This window comes from Marinobacter persicus, from assembly GCF_900114155.1.
Taxonomy (GTDB): domain Bacteria; phylum Pseudomonadota; class Gammaproteobacteria; order Pseudomonadales; family Oleiphilaceae; genus Marinobacter; species Marinobacter persicus.
Window position 1 is genome coordinate 38,145 of record NZ_FOSC01000003.1, and the last position, 17,211, is coordinate 55,355.

Consider the following 17,211-nt stretch of genomic DNA (forward strand, 5'->3'; position numbering starts at 1 on the left):
AAGATCATAAGGTTGGCTGCCACAATAACAAGCATAGTGATTTCAAGGCGAGGTGGAAGATGTTGCAAATCGTGTCCTGTATTGATGACTCCCGAGCGGCCCCGGCGGTCTGTGATTACGGCGCCTGGGCCAGCCGGCACACGCAGGCACCCCTGATGCTGCTGCACGTCCTGGACGAGGAAAAATACCCCTCCGAGCCCGACCTTGCGGGCAATATTGGCCTGGGTAGCCGGGAGCAACTGCTGGACGAGCTGGCGGAGCTGGACCGTAAGCGCGCCAAGCTGGCCCGGGAGCATGGGCACCATTTGCTGGACAAGGCCGAGGAACGGGTACAACAAAGTGGCCTGACCGAGGCGGTCAAGCGCCAGCGTCACGGCACACTGGTGGAAGCAATCCAGGCGCTGGAAAAGGACACACGGTTGTTCGTCATGGGCCTGCACGGTGAGAGCAGCTCCGACCGGGATTTGCACCCGGGCGGTCAGTTGGAAACCGTGATTCGCAGCGCCCACCGCCCGATACTGCTGGTGCCGGACGAATACACCGACCCGAAAAGCGCCATGGTGGCGTTCGACGGCAGCGAGGCGGCGTTCAAAGGAGTGGAGCTGATTTCCACCAGCCCGGTTCTGAAAGGCATGCCTCTGCACCTGGTGATGGTGGGCGCTGATACCGCGGACCGCTGGGAGCAGTTGAAAAAAGCGGAAAAGATGCTGGCCGGTCTGGATGTGGAGATCACCCTGGCCATCCGGGCAGGCGACGTGGAGCCGGCCTTGCACCAGTACCAGCAAGAGCACGATATTGACCTGTTGGTGATGGGAGCCTACGGCCGCTCCCGCATCCGCGAGTTTTTTGTTGGCAGTAACACCACCAATATGCTGAAAACCGCCGACAAGCCGTTGGTGATTCTGCGCTGATGGTCTGGGCCGGGCGGTAACCACTATGCTTGTAGGAACATGGCGCAAGGTATTTCTGGCGCTGGTATGCGCCAGTGTTCTGACCGGCTGCGCGAGTGGTCTGCAGCCGGTAAAGCACGGAGACAGTTCGGGAGCAGAGTCAGTGGCTGATTCGTTTTTACAGGAGCAACGCCAGCAGCACCTCGACTCCCAAACCGGGGAATCCGGCTTTGCCCTGCTGAACACCGGGCGCGAGGCCTTCCTGGCCCGGGCGGCCCTGATTGAAGTGGCAAACCACAGCATCGATGCCCAGTACTACATCTGGAACGACGATGCCACGGGCCGTTACCTTGCTGGCCGGCTACTGGTCGCCGCTGATCGTGGGGTGCAGGTGCGGCTGTTGCTGGACGACATTAACCTGGCGGGCAAGGAGCCACTGTTTGCCCGGCTTGATGCCCATCCGAACATTACCGTGCGTGTTTTTAACCCGGTGCGTGCCCGGAATGGGGTGTCCCGTCTGTTTGCGTTGGCGGCGAATTTCGACCGCATCAACCGGCGCATGCACAACAAGAGTTTCGTGGTGGATGGCCACGCGGGCATTGCCGGTGGCCGCAATATCGGTGATGAATACTTCGATGAAGACCCGCTGCAGAACACCCGTGACCGTGACATATTGGTGCTCGGCCCGCTGGCCGACCCCCTGGGCGACAGCTTTCAGGCCTACTGGCAGGATCTCTGGGCATACCCGCTAGATCAACTGCACGAACTGAGCCCCGGGGACCTGCCCGAAGTGCTTGAGCAGAGTGTTGAGAGGCCGGCATTGCGGACCCGCCCGCCGGCGGGCGAGGAGGCTGCCCGGAAGTATCTGGATCAGACGTTCGCGGGGGTGATACAGGCTCCGGCCGAACTGGTGTTTGACCCGCCGCCGGAAAATCCGGAAGGCCCCGCCAGCACCCCGAAAGCCACCGCACGGGCATTGTATCGGCTGGCGAATGCGGCCGAGACCGAAATCCTGATTGAATCTGCCTACCTGATTCTCACCGACGAGGAACTGAACGGCACCAGCGGCCTTGGCAACCCCGATGTGTCGGTGACAGCGTTCACCAACTCACTGGCCACCAATGACCTGCTCACCAATCACTCGGGTTATGCCCGCTGGCGCAAGGCGATGCTGGCAAGCGGCATTGATCTGTACGAATTACGCCCGGACTCACCCGCCTGCAGGCAGTGGATTGCAGATGGTGTGGCCTGTGGGCCAGGCGGCCTGAGCCTGCACTCAAAAGCGGTGGTGTTTGATCGGAAGACCCTGTTTGTCGGCTCGTTCAACGTGAACCTTCGGTCGATTTACCTGAACGGCGAGACCGTTTTTATCATTCACAGCCCGGAACTGGCCAGGGCCGTGGCGGATGACATTGATTATGCCACTGGCCCGGAAAACAGCTGGCGGGTCAGCCTGGATGAGAACGGCGATCTGCGCTGGCATGCGGGCGACCTCACGGTTGGCCATGAGCCGGATGTGGGCTTGTGGCGTCGATTCCAGTCCGGTTTTCTGTCCTGGCTGCCGATTGCCAAATACCTGTAAATGCCCCTGATGAGGCGCGAGCAAACGCTTGGCTGGTCTCAGGCCACGTTCCCGGCCGCCACGCCCGAAGCCCAGGCCCACTGGAAATTGTGCCCGCCCAGGTGCCCGGTGACATCCACCACTTCCCCGATAAAGAACAGGTTGGGCTGGTCCTGAACCGCCATGGTTTTCGAGGATAACTGGCGGGTATCCACCCCGCCCAGGGTGACCTCGGCTGTGCGGTACCCTTCGGTGCCGGCCGGTTTGATGGTCCAGTCGCCCAGGGCCTGGGCCACCTGCCCGATGTCGGCATTGCGGTATTCCTGCAACGGCCCTCGCCAGCCCTGCAGTTCGTTGAAGGCCTGGGCGAAACGCTTGGGCAGGTGCTGATTAAGGTATTGGAGAAGGGTGGATTGTGGTTTGTCCCTGCGCAGGTCCAGCAGGTCCTGCTGGATTTTCTGTGCCGGCAACAGGTTGATGTGTATCTCATCGCCGGGCTGCCAGTAACTGGACACCTGCAGCATGGCCGGCCCGCTCAGGCCCCGGTGGGTAACCAGCATGGGTTCGCGGAAATGTTCATTATGGCAGTGGGCGTCCACCGGACAACTGACGCCGGACAGCGGAGCCAGTTGCTGCTTGAGCTCCGGATGCAGGGTGAAGGGCACCAGCCCGGCGCGGGTGGGCAACACTTCAAGGCCAAACTGTCTGGCAATGTCGTAGCCGAAACCGGTGGCGCCCATGGTGGGAATGGACAGGCCGCCGGTGGCCACCACCAGTGACTCGCAAGTAAAGTTGCCAGCGCTGGTGGCCAGGTGGTAACCGTCGCCGGTTTCGGTCACCGAGTTCACGGAGGTCTCCATGCGGATCTCGGCACCAGCCCACTCGCATTCGGTCAACAGCACATTGAGTATGTCTTTGGCGCTGTCCTGGCAGAACAGTTGCCCCGGTGCTTTTTCCTCGTACTCCACGCCGTGGCGGTCCACCAGCTCCACGAAATCCTGCGGGGTGTACCGTTTCAGGGCAGAAATGCAGTAGTGGGGGTTGTCCGACAGGAAATTCGCCGGTGTGCTGTTCAGATTGGTGAAATTGCAGCGCCCTCCACCGGACATCAGGATTTTCTTGCCCGGCTTGTTGGCGTGATCCAGCACCAGCGTCCGCCTGCCCCGGTAACCGGTGGTGGCCGCACACATCAGCCCGGCGGCACCGGCGCCGATAATGATGACGTCGTGATGGGTTGGCTGACGGTTGTTTGAAGGAGGTGCCATGTTATTGCTTGCGCAGATCCAGCGGGTCCAGCAACCCGGCGGCAATGGCCAGGCCGGTAACATCCGGCAGACGGTCGGCGCCCAGACGTTTCATCACCCGCGCCCGGTAGAGGTCGATGGTTTTCACGCTGACGCCCAATTGGTCGGCAATTTCCCGGCTGGTGTAGCCCTGGGCCAGGGGCAGAAAAACGTCCCGCTCGCGTCGGGTCATGCTGGCCAGGCGTTTTTCCGTGCTGGCGTCGGCGGCATGCTGGCGGCCGTTCTGGTGTTCCTGCAGGGCCTGCTGCACGCTGTCCAGCAGCAGCTGCTGGTTGAAGGGCTTTTCAATGAAATCAAAGGCGCCGGATTTGAACGCCCGCACCACGATGGGCACATCGGCGTGGCCGGAAACAAAAATGATCGGGATGTTCAGGTCCCGCTTCTGCATCTCTTCCTGAACGTTCAGCCCGCCCAGGCCGGGCATGCGCACATCCAGCACCACGCAGCCGACGTTGGTGTCGTCCACCGTGTCCAGAAAACGGCGGCCGTCGCTGTAGGCCTTGACGGTCAGGCCCACCGACTCCAGCAGCCACTGGGTGGATTCAAGCATGCCGGCGTCGTCGTCTACCACGCACACCGTGGCCGGCTGGCTGTTGGCTGAATCAGTCATCTGAACTCTCCATCCGAACTCTCCATGGGTACTGGCGTGTTTCTCTGGGTGTTTGCCGGAAAACGGCAGGTCAGGGTCAGGCCGCCGGTGCTGGCCGGGGCGGCATCCAGAAAGCCGCCAAAGTCTTCGATTATAGAGCGGCTCATGGACAATCCAAGTCCCAGCCCCTGGGGTTTGCTGGTGTAGAAGGGCTGGAAGATCTGCCGGATGGCCTCTTCGCTCAGACCGGGGCCTTCGTCGGTGACTTCCAGCAGGACTTCGCCGTTGTCGTTCAGGCGGGTTTCAATGACCACGTTCGCCAGCTCCGCCTGAATTTTGCTGCCGTTCTGGCGGGCTTCAACGCTGGCGTCGATGGCGTTACGAATCAGGTTGATCAGAACCTGTTCCAGCAACACCGGGTCGGCCGTGATTATCGGCTGGCTGTCGGTCAGGCTTTCAACGATTCGCACGCGCTTTTTTTCGGCCTCCCACTGGCACAAACGGGCAACATTGGCGGCGACATCATTAACGGCAATCGGGGCCATGCGTTTCTGACCCTTGCGCAGGAAGGCCCGCAGCCGCTTGATGACTTCCGATGCCCGGTTTGCATGGTGGACGATTTTCTCCAGCCCGTCTTCCACCTTGGCCAGGCGGGCGGGCTGTTGCTGGGCGCCCTGCAGAAATCGCTGGCTGGCGCTGGCAAAGTTGACAATGGAGGCAAGCGGCTGGTTCATTTCGTGAGCGACACTGGAGGCCAGCTCGCCGAGCGTCGCCAGGCGGGTGGTGTGTGCCAGTTCATCGGCCAGAAGCCGGTTTTTCTCCTCCGATTCCACCCGGGAGGTAATGTCGCGGGACACGCTGATGACCTCCACCACCGCACCCGTGTAGGTTTCCCGAATGGCCCGGCTGGAGATTTCCAGGTACCGGGCCTTGCCGTCCGGATGGGTGATGTTCAGTGTGAGGGTGGCATAGCCTTCTTCGCGCAGTTTTTCCTGGGCTTCGGCCAGCTTTTTGGCGGCCTGTTCGCTGTCAAAGACTTCTTCAAGGGTCTTGCCGCGCAGCGCTTCCGGGCGATAGCCCAGCAATTGCCAGGAGGCGGGGGTGGCATCGATAAAGCGGCCGTCCGGTGCGTGGCGGGAGATGAGGTCGGTGGTGTTTTCGGTAATCAGCCGGTACAGGCGGTTGGAGCGTTGGGCCTGTTCACGCAGGCGAATCTCCCGGGTGGCTTCCCGGCCACGGGCGATCACCTGCTGGCTGCCGGTGTCGGGTATGAAGCACCAGATGCAATCGTAGCCGGCAAACCGGGATTCGACGTTCTCGATGGCGCGATTCTGGGTGAGCGCTGCCCGTATCAGGTGTACGGTGTTTACCGGCAGCATGGCCTCGGGGCTGCTGAGCCCGGCGTCTTCCATCAGTTGGTGAACTGAGCGGGTGGATGCCACTACCTGGCCACGCTGGTCCAGAATCAGGGTAGGCTGCGGGTCGTTGGGCAGCAGCGGGTAAGGTGTTGGCTGATCGGCTATGCTCATGCGGGCCCTGGTCGGTGCATCGTAAGATTTCGACCGGTTTTATGATATGGTTCCGGCGCTTCGGGTTTCGCTGCCACACAGTATACCTGTTTAGGCAGCGCCTGTTAGAAGAGCATAACGTTCCCATTGCATTCCCAAAACAGTGAGGCGGTCAGAGGGTTCCATGGCGACATCCATTTACGATCAGGGTCTTGAGCCGTGTCAGGCCAATTACGCCGTGCAGTCGCCGGTTGATTTTCTTGAACGTACGGCCAGCGTTTACCCGGACCAGCCTTCCATTATTCATGGTGCTATCCGCTATACCTGGGCCGAGACCGGCGAGCGTTGCCGCCGCCTGGCCTCGGCACTGGCCGGGCGGGGCATTGGCCGGGGCGATACGGTGGCGGTGATGCTGCCCAATATTCCGGCCATGATTGAATGCCATTTTGGCGTGCCCATGGCGGGGGCCGTGCTTAACTCCCTGAATGTGCGCCAGGATGCGCCGGCCATCGCCTACATGCTGGAACACAGTGAAACCCGGGTGGTGATTGCCGACAGGGAATACGGTGAGGTGATTCGCCAGGCGGTTGCCCGTCTCAAGCAAAAACCGTTGCTGATTGAGGTGGATGATCCGGAATACGGCGAGGGTGAGCCGGTCAGCGAGCTGGATTACGAAGCATTTTTGCTGGAAGGCGACCCGCAAGCCGAGTGGTCATTTCCGCCGGATGAGTGGGACGCCATCTCCCTGAACTACACGTCCGGCACTACCGGTAATCCGAAAGGGGTGGTGTATCATCATCGCGGCGCGTTCATGCAGGCTCTGGGTAACCAGACCGCCTGGTCCATGGGCATGCACCCGGTGTATCTGTGGACGCTGCCCATGTTTCACTGCAACGGCTGGTGCTTCCCCTGGACCATCACCGCCATGGCCGGTACTCATATTTGCCTGCGCCGGGTGGACCCGGAAAAGGTGTTGCAGCTGATTCGCGCCCATCAGGTCACCCATTTGTGCGGTGCGCCGATTGTTTTGAATGCCTTGCTGAACGCATCGGCCGAAGCCAAGGCGGAACTCCGTCATGAAGTGAACGCCCTTACCGGCGGTGCTGCGCCGCCCGCGCAACTGATTCAGGGCATCGAGGAAATGGGCGTGCGGGTCACCCACGCCTACGGGCTGACCGAAGTTTACGGCCTGGTGACCCTGTGTGCCTGGAAGCCGGAGTGGGACGGCCTGCCGCTGGACCAGCGGGCCCGGCTCAAAGCCCGGCAGGGCGTGCGTTACCAGACCCTGGCCGGCACCATGGTGGCCGACCCCCGTACCCTGAAACCGGTGCCGAAAGACGGCAAAACCCTGGGTGAGATTTTCCTGCGCGGCAATACCGTGATGAAGGGCTACCTGAAGAATCCCGAAGCAACTGCGGACGCTTTCCGTGGGGGCTGGTTCCATACCGGGGATCTGGCGGTGTGGCACAAGGATGGTTATATGGAGATCCGGGATCGGTTAAAAGACATCATCATTTCCGGTGGCGAGAATATTTCCACCATCGAAGTTGAAGATGCGCTCTACAAGCACCCGGCGGTGCTGGAGGCGGCGGTGGTGGCCGGGCCGGATGAACGCTGGGGAGAAATTCCCTGTGCCTTCGTGACCCTGAAGCCGGACTCGGACGATGTCACGGAGGATGAAATCATTGCCTTTTGCCGACAGCATCTGGCGATTTTCAAGGTGCCTGGCAAGGTGGTGTTTACCCGTTTGCCGAAGACATCCACGGGCAAGATCCGCAAGTTCATGTTGCGTAATCAGGCGAAGGAGATGCAGTGAATCGGAGAAGAAAGCCGGGCTGGTGATCGGTAGTGATCGAGGGGTGAGAGGTGATATGAGCCGCCAGGGCGGGGAAGCCCTGGCGGCGATAGGCAGCGCAGTCTGGTTTAGCGCTCCAGGTACTGCAGCTTGTCCGGCTTGCCATCCCACTCTTCGGCGTCTGGCAGCGGGTCTTTCTTTTCGGTGATGTTCGGCCACTTGCCTGCCAGGTCGGCGTTGATCTCAACAAAGGCTTCCTGGCCGGCCGGCAGCTCGTCTTCCGAGAAGATCGCTTCGGCGGGGCATTCCGGCTCGCAGAGGGCGCAGTCAATGCACTCGTCCGGGTCGATTACCAGAAAGTTCGGGCCTTCGTAGAAACAGTCTACCGGGCAGACTTCCACACAGTCGGTGTATTTGCACTTGATGCAGTTATCAGTAACGATAAAGGCCATAGTCAGATCCCTGGTCGTGGAGTAATCGGTCTCATCAGGAGCTTGTGTAATTTGGCTCCGGTTCTGATTTTGTGCGCGATATTGTAGGGAGCGACCCGCACAGCCGCAAGCTTTCGCTGGCTATATCCTTATTGCCTGGGTCAATTCTCCGTCACTTTTTTCAGCTTTCCAGTTTTTCCTTGAGTTCGTACAGCCGGTTCAGAGCCTCCCGGGGCGTCAGGTTGTCCAGATCCAGCTTGCGCAGGCTTTCTTCCACAACGCTTGGCTCCATGCTGGCGAACATGTCGCCCTGCATGATGGTTTCCGCCGGACGGCTTTGGGGCTCAGGGGCGGCCGGCTCACGCGCTTCACCGGCTGGTGTGGCGGTGGGCCGTTCCTCGCCTTCCAGTTGCGCCAACTGACTTTTCGCGTGGGTGATCACATTTTGCGGCACACCGGCCAGTTTGGCCACCTGCAGCCCGTAACTCTGGCTGGCGGGGCCGTCGTGCACGTTGTGCAGGAACACGATGGAATCGTCATGCTCGGTGGCGGTGAGATGCACGTTCACCGCATGCTCCAGGTCTTCGGCCAGTTGGGTCAGTTCAAAATAGTGGGTGGCAAACAGGGTGTAGCAGCGAATGTGCTTGGCCAGGTGCTCGGCGGTGGCCCAGGCCAGGGACAGACCATCGAAGGTGCTGGTGCCCCGGCCTACTTCGTCCATCAACACCAGGCTGTGTTCGGTGGCGTTGTGCAGGATGTTGGCGGTTTCGGTCATTTCCACCATGAAGGTGGAACGGCCGCCGGCGATGTCATCCGAGGAGCCCATGCGGGTGAAAATGCGGTCCACCGGCCCAAGCACGGCACGGTCGGCGGGCACGAAGCTGCCGGTGTAGGCCAGCAGTGCAATGAGCGCCGCCTGGCGCATGTAGGTGGACTTACCGCCCATGTTGGGGCCGGTGATCACCAGCATCCGGCGCTTGTTGTCCATCAGCAGGTTGTTGGGTACGAACGGCTCGCTCAGCAGTTGTTCCACCACCGGATGGCGGCCTTCCTCCACGTTGAAGCCGGGCTGGTCGGTGAATTCCGGGGCGGTGAAGCGCAGACTGGTGGCACGCTCGGCAAAGTTGCTCAGCACATCCAGCTCGGCCAGGGCCTGGGCCGCGTCCTGCAGCGGCGCCAGTTGTTCGGCCACGGTTTCCAGTACCTCGTCGTACAGCCCTTTTTCCCGGGCCAGTGCCCGACTCTTGGCGCTCAGGGCCTTGTCTTCGAACTCTTTGAGCTCCGGGGTGATGAAGCGCTCGGCGTTTTTCAGGGTCTGGCGGCGGATGTAATCCACCGGTGCCTGGTCGGACTGGGCGCGGCTGATTTCGATGTAGTAACCGTGCACCCGGTTGTAGCCCACTTTCAGGGTGGAGATGCCGGTGCGTTCGCGCTCGCGGGTTTCCACATCCAGCAGGAACTGGCCGGCGTTCTCGCTGATGTTGCGCAAATCATCCAGTTCTTCATCGAAACCCTCGGCAATCACGCCACCATCGCGTACCACCACCGGCGGGTTTTCGATGATGGCACGCCCCAGCAGGTCCGCCAGTCCCGGATACTCGCCGACGGTCGCCGCCAGTTTTACCACGTGGTGAGAGTTGACTGGCTTCAGCGCATCCTGCAGTTCCGGCAGGGCCTGAAAGGCATCGCGCAGGCGAGCCAGGTCCCGGGGGCGGGCCGAACGCAGGGCGACCCGGGACAGAATGCGTTCGATGTCGCCGACCTTCTTGAGCAGATCGTGCACCGGCTCGTAGTGAAAGCCGTCCAGCAGGGCGGAAACGGCCTGCTGGCGGTGTTTGACGGTTTCCACGTCCCGCAGTGGCCGGTTCAGCCAACGGCGCAGTTCCCGGGCGCCCATGGCGGTGGCGGTGCGGTCCATGACCCAGGCCAGGGTGTGCTGGGTGCCGCCCATCAGGTTGGTGTCGATTTCCAGGTTGCGGCGGCTGGTGGCATCCAGGATGACCGCATCCTCTCGCCGTTCGCGGCTGAGCTTGCGGATGTGCGGCAGGGCGGTGCGCTGGGTTTCCCGGGCGTATTGCAGCAGGCAGCCGGCGGCGCAGATGGCCAGGTGCAGGTCTTCACAGCCAAAACCGGTGAGATCCTTGACCTGCAATTGCTGGGTAATGATGCGGTGGGCGGAGTCTTCCTCGAACAGCCAGGGGCCCTGGCGCCGAATGCCGGTAAATCCTTCCAGAATCTCGCCGTAGGGGAAGTCCTCACTGATCAGAATCTCCGCCGGGCGCAGGCGCTGAAGCTCGCCCTGCAGTGCTTCGAGGCCTTCCAGTTCGGACACGGCAAAGCGGCCGCTGGAGATGTCCAGCGAGGCAATACCGAAGCTTTCCTTGTGGCTGAAAATGGCAGCCAGCAGGTTATCGCGCCGGTCTTCCAGAAACGCCTCGTCACTCAGGGTGCCGGGCGTGACAATACGCACCACTTTCCGTTCCACCGGCCCCTTGCTGGTGGCCGGATCGCCAATCTGCTCGCAAATGGCCAGCGAATGCCCGCCCCGCACCAGCCGCGCAATGTAGTTCTCCGCCGAGTGGTAGGGAATGCCCGCCATGGGAATGGGGTTGCCGCCGGACTGGCCCCGGGCCGTGAGGGTAATGTCCAGCAACTCCGCCGCCTTCTTGGCGTCGTCGTAGAACAGCTCGTAGAAATCCCCCATACGGTAGAACACCAGCTCGTTGGGGTGTTCGCCCTTGATCTTCAGGTATTGCTGCATCATGGGGGTGTGTCGGGGCTGTTCGGTTTGGGGTGCTGGCATGGAGGTGTCCGGTTGAGGTTGCCGTTGGTAAAGAAAGGAATTGTAGGAAAATTGCGGCTTGGATGAAATGGACCGCAAAGCCAAACTATTCAAAATCGGTAGCCGCCGTCGCCGAACCAGAACCAAAACCAAAGGTGGTCCTTTTTTGTCAAGTCCGATCATGGGCATGGAAGTGCTGGCGATCTGCTGCGGCCACGTTGCGTCGGGAGTTGGGGATTTGATGTCGGGATTATATGACACTCACACGATTTGACCACTGTCAAAAAAACGTGAGCATACCCTTGCCTGTCTCTGGATGAGAGCGTACGAATAGGTGTGGGACCAATGGATTGGTTTCGGGCGGTTAATCAGAAATGTCGCCCAAACACAGGGACGAAAGCGTCAACGAAATGGATTTTGTAACTACTCTAAAGGAAAGCCATGCCGTCTGGGTGGCAGGTAGCCTCTGCCGCTTCCATCGTATCCCCTTCGATTCCAGGTTGTTTGTTCAGCAGCACCCACCGGTCAACGGCACGTATAGCATCGCAGACCTTTTTCAGGCTCTTAAGGAATTGGGGCTGAGGCATGGTATTTGCCCACTGAATCAGGTTCCGGGTTTGGCCGAGGTTAACCTGCCTTGCATTGCCTACTTGCGAGATCCCGAAAATCTGGGCTGCTCCGAAGAGTCATCAAAGGAGCCAGAGACCGAGGGAGTTGTTGGCGTTGGCCTGCGGTTACCAATTCTTATTTCTGCCGTTGACGAAGACGGAGTCCACTATTTCAGGCCTGACTCCCAAGACATGCACACGATTCAGACCTCTGAATTGGAGGGTTTAATAGAGCCAGAATTGTGCTTGATTGCCCCAGTCTCGGAAGAACTGAAGGATGAAGACGGAAAAAGGGCGTCAGTTGAGAAGGAGTTCGGATTCCGATGGTTTATACCGGAGCTCCTGAAACATAAACGAGTCTGGCGAGACATCCTTGTAGCCTCTCTTCTTTTGCAGCTTGTTGGGCTAGCCACACCTCTGTTTACACAAGTGATCATTGACAAGGTGGTCGTTCACCAGACCCAGAGTACTCTGATCGCAATCGGGGCCGGGATGGCATTGGCCATTATTTTTTCTGCTGTATTTACTTGGGTCAGGCAGTATCTGGTGATTCATACCGGAAATCGAATTGACGCGGTATTAGGCCACCGGGTCTTTTCTCATCTTCTTAAATTGCCAATGCCTTACTTCGCCAATCGTCCCACTGGCACGCTGGTGGCCCGTATTCAGGGGGTGGAGACAATTCGTGAGTTTGTTTCGGGCGCGGCCGTATCGCTCTTGCTGGATGTGCCCTTCATGCTTGTCCTACTGGCAGTGATGTTCTGGTATAGCTGGCAACTTTCTCTTATCGCGGTAGGGCTTTTAGCACTCCTCGCTTTGCTAAGTCTTGCCGTCACGCCAACCCTGCGAGACAGGTTGAATAAGCAGTTTCTTTTGGGAGCGCGGAACCAGGCTTACGTCACTGAATACGTGGGCGGCATGGAGACGGTTAAATCTTTGCAGCTGGAGCCGCAATTGGAGCGACGCTACGGTAATTTCCTGGCGGATTATCTGCACTCCACGTTTTCTACGCGACAACTGTCAAATACTTACAACACCCTGTCCCAGTTCCTCGAACAACTTCAGACGCTTGCAATTTTGGTGGTTGGCGCGCTTCTGGTTATGCAGAACGATGGGTTTACGATCGGCATGCTCGTGGCTTTCCAGATGTTCTCCAGCCGGCTCTCGCAACCTCTCCTCAGATTGGTTGGCCTATACCAGGAATTCCAGCAGGCAAATCTGGCTGTGAAGCGGCTGGGTGATTTAATGAACGTGCCCACCGAACCCTATGCCCTGAAGCCAAATAGGGCGAAAGGTGACGAACCCAAGATTGAATTGGAAAATGTTGGGTTCCGATATAGCGAGGATCATCCCTGGCTCTTTCAAGACCTTTCCTACTCCTTCACCCCTGGAAAGACAACATTGGTGATGGGGCCATCGGGCTCGGGCAAGAGCACGTTGGCCAAGCTCATTCTTGGCTTCTATCGCCCGTCCAGTGGTCGCATCCTATTGGGCGGACGGGATATCCGGCATTTTTCCGCTAACGAATTGCGATCAAAAATTGGTGTGGTTCCCCAGGAGACCAGACTTTTCTCAGGCTCTGTGTACGAGAATGTGCAAATGGCCAATCCCTTGGCCAGTTTTGAAGAGATTGTATCGGCGTGTCGTTGGGCGGGTATTCATGACGTGATTGAACAGTTGCCCGATGGGTATCAGACGTCTCTGGGGGAAAATGGTGTTGGGCTTTCGGGTGGGCAGAAACAGAGGATAGCTATTGCTCGGGCATTGTTAAAAAAACCAGAGATTCTCATCTTTGATGAAGCTACTTCTAATTTGGACGACAGTTCCGCGGAAGATCTCGCGAGAACTGTTAATAAAATAAATGGAAGGGTAATGATTGTTTTCATAGCTCATAAGGTTCCCGGTAATTTGATAGTTAAGGAGCGTTTAGTTATGAGTGGGGGGCGACCTTGGAGTCGATGTTTAAATATATCATAGGGCGTTTTGTTTTTTTGTATTAATTTTTGGGTTTTGGTGAGCTGGGTGACGTTGAAAAAAGTTTTAGGTTTGGTCAAGGGTACACGGGTTTGGCTGTTTGTACCAATAATGGTTTTATTCGTGGTGATACCTAAGTTTTATGTATGGGTGGCGGAAGTTCCTAGCCTAGATGAATTAAAAATATATAAGGGGTTTGTATATAACAAGAAAGTGTCCAGTAGAAAAGGATGGAAGGTTGGTGTCCGTAACGGAAAAGAAACTAAACTTTTCACTTGTGGTTCTGGATTAGGTGCTATGTACAATTGCTATTCAGGCCATGTGGGTCTTCATGAGAAGGAAGGCTTAGAAGGAAGAAGTGTGACTGTGTGGTGGTATGAACAACCTGTTTATTTGTTTTTAGAGCAGAACCGGTTAGTAAGGCTAGATGTTTCAGGTGAAACTATAGTTTCTAGGAATGATACCATAGAAGATGTAAGGCGGAATGCTAGTAAAGCGCCTTTTTGGGTGGGGTTGTATATTTTTGTTTTTTTATTATTAAGTGCTTACTTTGTGGTTATGGAGATGAGGAAGACTCATGGAAAAGAGTACGATTGAGGCAGTTGGTACCGTTTATGGTTATTATACTAATCCAGTAGGGGTTGCCCCTTTAGTCAATAATGTTTCTGAGGGCGATGCGAAAGATATAGCAATTAGTAGTCTTCAAGCAGCTGGCGGTGTTTGGGAAATGCTTGGAAAGAAATTGCCTTCGATTAATCTGGCTGGAAGATCCCATCCAATTGCCGCAGTCGGTTTAGGGGCTGTTGGATTGGGGAACGATATCGATAAGATGACTGAATATTATCAAAAAAATGATGGAGAAGTATTAGATACTCATATATATTCTGCTTCCTCAAATCTCTCCTCTATAGCGAGTGCGCTGGCATTGAGCGGTGCCTTTGCGGCTTCTTCACCAGCTTTGTTGGTCGGAGCGGGCTTACTAGCGGTTGGAAGTGCTGCCATGACAGTGATGTCTATGAGGGAGGGCAGTACAATTGATGTTGATTCATTGATGGAAGGTTTTAAGGAAAATTTCAATAATATTATAGATGCAGGTGGTGATAAAGTAAGTGATGCATTTCAGGAAATAGATGACTTTTTTTCTGACAGGTTCTCAGATCTTCGTGATTTTGGAGATTGGCTCAAAGAGACAGCTCAAGATGCCTTTGCCAAGTTAATGGAAGAGATTGAAGATGGCTTTGAATCCATTGGTGATAAAGTTAACGATCTATATAATGATGCCCGCAATTGGATCCAACGCAGCGACCCTCTAACCCTTGATCTCGATGGCGACGGCCTCGAAACCACCGGCATCGATCCCACCAACCCCATCCTCTTCGACCACGACGGCGATGGCACGGCGAATGCCACCGGCTGGGTCAAGCCTGATGACGGCTATCTGGTTCTTGACCGCAATGAAAACGGTCTCATCGACAACGGCACCGAGCTCTTTGGCGACTCCACACCACTGCTGGACGAAAACGGAGAAATAGTTGGTCAAGCCGCCGACGGCTTCGCTGCTCTCGCTGCAGAAGACACCAACGGCGACGGCATTGTCGATGCCAATGACGCTAACTGGGACAAGCTGCGTGTCTGGCAGGATTTGAACTCGGATGGCAAGACCGACGAAGGTGAACTCAAAACATTGGAAGAACTCGGCATCGCCGGTTTTCACGTGGAGAAAGAGGAGAATAGCCAGATTCTCTCCAACGGCAACGCCATTGCCGACCTCGGATCCTATATCAAGACGGATGGTTCCGAGGGGGCTCTGGGTGAAGTTACCGGCAACATGGCGGACATCGACCTGGCCGACAATCCCTTCTATCGCGAATTTGACGATTCCATCCCCTTGACGGAGCAAGCCGAAGCGCTTCCGAATATGCAGGGCACCGATAATATGTGCAAGTTGGCGAGTACCTATGCCCTGAAGAACTGGAATATTTCTGGCGAAGAGGCTTCTTCACGGAGGGTGGCTGCATGAGGATTAAAAAAGAGAATATGTTTCCAGTTTTCTATTCGAAAATGGGGAGAACTCTTACAAAAAAAGAACGCAAGAAAGAGTGGGTGGCAGTGCTCGTCCTAATTATTGGATTCATGTTTGTTGCTATTGCGACATACACATTGCCTGATGATGTCTTAACTAGAAATCCCACTATTGGAAACATAATAAATATCCTATCGAATTACGTGCCTAGTATTGGTCGTTTTGGGAGAATGTCCGAATTCCCTGAGGTGGCGCAAGCCATTTATGCTGCAGAGCTGATGTGCGTCCCATTTCTGATTATCTGGATGCTCAAGTCGTTTGGGTTTGAGGTCGCCAGTATGCCAGCGGCGAGGTGGAGAGTGTTACTGGCACTTCCATTTTTTGCGGCAATGATATGGAGTGCATTGGTCTATTTCCCCGGATCGTCAGACGGAACAGCGCCCTCGTCGAAAATTAGTCGTACTCTTTTGGAATCCCGGTTAGGGTTTGCTTTTTGGAGTGTGGTTATGACTGTTGCTCTTGCTGGCTTCATGTCGTTGTTGTATGCCTGGGCCAAGGCGGTTCCTAAGGTTTTTAACAAGTACCAACACTGAATGAATCGGTTTAGCCGTGGCCGGTCTCGGCTCTTACTGTTGCTCTAATGGCAACGAAGGTATTCTGAGCGAAGTTGCCCATAATATGGTTTGTTTCAATTTTGTTTCAAAACTTAAGAATAAGGCTGAGGTAGTTTTGGGGCACAACGTAGCATGGAAATATGGTGAGTTTTTTAGAGCTCGTGATTTTTAACTTTTCAAGGTGTGATAATGCTAGGTTTGCGTAGCAGGATGGAAGTAAGAAAAAATGTTGCGCCATGCATAATAGTATGGATGTTGTGCGGTTTTTTGGTGGTATTGATGCCGTCTTCAATTTTAGTTCTGAATGAAGAAGTTGATCTGCTAAGAAAGGCCTTGCCAGCAGCCGATTTTTATTATTATGAATCTGGTATGTTTGGATCAGTAGTATTTTTACTTTTATATGAAGTTGTGTCGCTGCCAATACTGGTTTACTTTGTAGTTAAAAAAATATTTAAGTTTGGATCTGCGTTTTCTGGGCATGACTGTGTGGTTGCATTTTTGTTTCTGTTTTTATGCCCTATGGGGGTGTTTATGGCGGAAGGGTTGTGGGCAGATACAGGATTTAAATGGGGTCGTATGTTTCTGGCATTAATCCAGTCCGGACCAATTGGGGTTTTAGTTTATTTTTATTTTTGGTTTGGGTGCTTTGCATATGGGGTTACAGTGATCCTAGTATGTATAGCAGCTAAGTGGCATGAGGTGAATTGTAAATAGGAGAGAATGGAATGAGCTCTGAAACTGATAAGGAATTCTGGGGCGAATATAATGATTATTGGAATACTTTTACAGGTACCCTGGCGAGTAGTGCCAGTCACATGGCGGATTTGGAAGCGGCCGGAGCCTTGGATGATGCCACAATCTTGGCATCTGAAGCTGATAAGCTTGCCGAGAAGTATGAGTATTATTCTCAGCGATCAAAGGAAATTGCCGGGAAGGCAGTCGACCTAAACAACCCTGCTGCTAAAAGCGCTAGACAGGCGATGGACTCCATATCAGATGCGATGGCTGATCATGCAGGTCAAATCCGCACGGAAGGATTGCAAGCATATGGAGACAGCCATCAAGCAATGATGCGCTCTGCGTCAAAGATTCTTCAGAAGGGGGTGGCTGAAGTTATTGGGGGAGTGGGGGA

At 56.1% G+C, this 17,211-nt stretch carries 14 protein-coding genes; 9 read left to right on the plus strand and 5 right to left on the minus strand.

Annotated elements, in window-relative coordinates; all coding sequences use genetic code 11:
- Positions 1-59: 59 nt before the first annotated feature.
- Together BMZ63_RS03920 and BMZ63_RS03925 are read left to right on the plus strand one after the other, a co-directional pair.
- Entirely contained in the window at positions 60-911 is an 852-nt protein-coding gene (locus tag BMZ63_RS03920; RefSeq protein WP_091701958.1) for a universal stress protein, read from the plus strand.
- Between the two features lie 25 nt (positions 912-936).
- Positions 937-2,472, plus strand: a complete 1,536-nt coding sequence (locus BMZ63_RS03925) for a phospholipase D family protein (protein ID WP_091701961.1) — start codon at positions 937-939, stop codon at positions 2,470-2,472.
- A 38-nt stretch (positions 2,473-2,510) separates the two neighbouring features.
- Here the strand turns inward: BMZ63_RS03925 and BMZ63_RS03930 are convergent, their stop codons facing one another.
- Genes BMZ63_RS03930 through BMZ63_RS03940 form a run of 3 tightly spaced genes read right to left on the minus strand, consistent with a single transcriptional unit; the run spans position 2,511 to position 5,873 of the window.
- Positions 2,511-3,716, minus strand: a complete 1,206-nt coding sequence (locus BMZ63_RS03930; protein ID WP_091701963.1) for a BaiN/RdsA family NAD(P)/FAD-dependent oxidoreductase — start codon at positions 3,714-3,716, stop codon at positions 2,511-2,513.
- A 1-nt stretch (position 3,717) separates the two neighbouring features.
- Positions 3,718-4,365, minus strand: a complete 648-nt coding sequence (locus BMZ63_RS03935) for a response regulator transcription factor (protein ID WP_091701966.1) — start codon at positions 4,363-4,365, stop codon at positions 3,718-3,720.
- A complete protein-coding gene (locus BMZ63_RS03940) occupies positions 4,362-5,873 on the minus strand; it encodes a sensor histidine kinase (protein ID WP_091701969.1) in 1,512 nt (503 codons plus the stop codon). The genes BMZ63_RS03935 and BMZ63_RS03940 overlap by 4 nt, the downstream gene beginning before the upstream one ends.
- Before the next feature lie 163 nt (positions 5,874-6,036).
- Between BMZ63_RS03940 and BMZ63_RS03945 the strand changes: the two genes are divergently transcribed.
- Positions 6,037-7,668, plus strand: coding sequence for an acyl-CoA synthetase (locus tag BMZ63_RS03945; protein WP_091701971.1), 1,632 nt, complete (start codon positions 6,037-6,039; stop codon positions 7,666-7,668).
- Positions 7,669-7,775: 107 nt separating this feature from the next.
- Here the strand turns inward: BMZ63_RS03945 and fdxA are convergent, their stop codons facing one another.
- Positions 7,776-8,099 carry a ferredoxin FdxA gene (fdxA, locus tag BMZ63_RS03950; RefSeq protein ID WP_023009330.1) on the minus strand — a complete coding sequence of 108 codons (324 nt, stop codon included), beginning with the start codon at positions 8,097-8,099 and terminating at the stop codon, positions 7,776-7,778.
- Between the two features lie 160 nt (positions 8,100-8,259).
- The gene (mutS, locus tag BMZ63_RS03955; protein ID WP_091701974.1) at positions 8,260-10,881 is read right to left on the minus strand and encodes a DNA mismatch repair protein MutS; all 2,622 of its coding nucleotides are present in this window, start codon (positions 10,879-10,881) and stop codon (positions 8,260-8,262) included.
- Between the two features lie 58 nt (positions 10,882-10,939).
- Between mutS and BMZ63_RS14845 the strand changes: the two genes are divergently transcribed.
- The 6 genes from BMZ63_RS14845 (at position 10,940) to BMZ63_RS14855 (ending at position 16,793) form a co-directional block, all read left to right on the plus strand.
- Positions 10,940-11,134: a hypothetical protein gene (locus BMZ63_RS14845; protein ID WP_143072191.1), complete on the plus strand. Its 195-nt coding sequence runs from the start codon at positions 10,940-10,942 to the stop codon at positions 11,132-11,134.
- A 100-nt stretch (positions 11,135-11,234) separates the two neighbouring features.
- The gene (locus tag BMZ63_RS03960; RefSeq protein ID WP_091701980.1) at positions 11,235-13,445 is read left to right on the plus strand and encodes a peptidase domain-containing ABC transporter; all 2,211 of its coding nucleotides are present in this window, start codon (positions 11,235-11,237) and stop codon (positions 13,443-13,445) included.
- A 45-nt stretch (positions 13,446-13,490) separates the two neighbouring features.
- Entirely contained in the window at positions 13,491-14,039 is a 549-nt protein-coding gene (locus BMZ63_RS14850) for a hypothetical protein (RefSeq protein ID WP_143072192.1), read from the plus strand.
- On the plus strand, positions 14,020-15,462 hold the full coding sequence (locus BMZ63_RS03965; protein WP_143072193.1) for a hypothetical protein: 1,443 nt from the start codon (positions 14,020-14,022) through the stop codon (positions 15,460-15,462). The genes BMZ63_RS14850 and BMZ63_RS03965 overlap by 20 nt, the downstream gene beginning before the upstream one ends.
- Positions 15,459-16,058 (plus strand): hypothetical protein, encoded by a 600-nt coding sequence (locus BMZ63_RS03970; RefSeq protein ID WP_091701985.1) that lies wholly within the window; start codon positions 15,459-15,461, stop codon positions 16,056-16,058. Before BMZ63_RS03965 ends, BMZ63_RS03970 begins: the two co-directional genes overlap by 4 nt.
- Before the next feature lie 231 nt (positions 16,059-16,289).
- Positions 16,290-16,793, plus strand: a complete 504-nt coding sequence (locus tag BMZ63_RS14855) for a hypothetical protein (protein ID WP_143072194.1) — start codon at positions 16,290-16,292, stop codon at positions 16,791-16,793.
- The last annotated feature ends 418 nt before the right edge of the window (positions 16,794-17,211 follow it).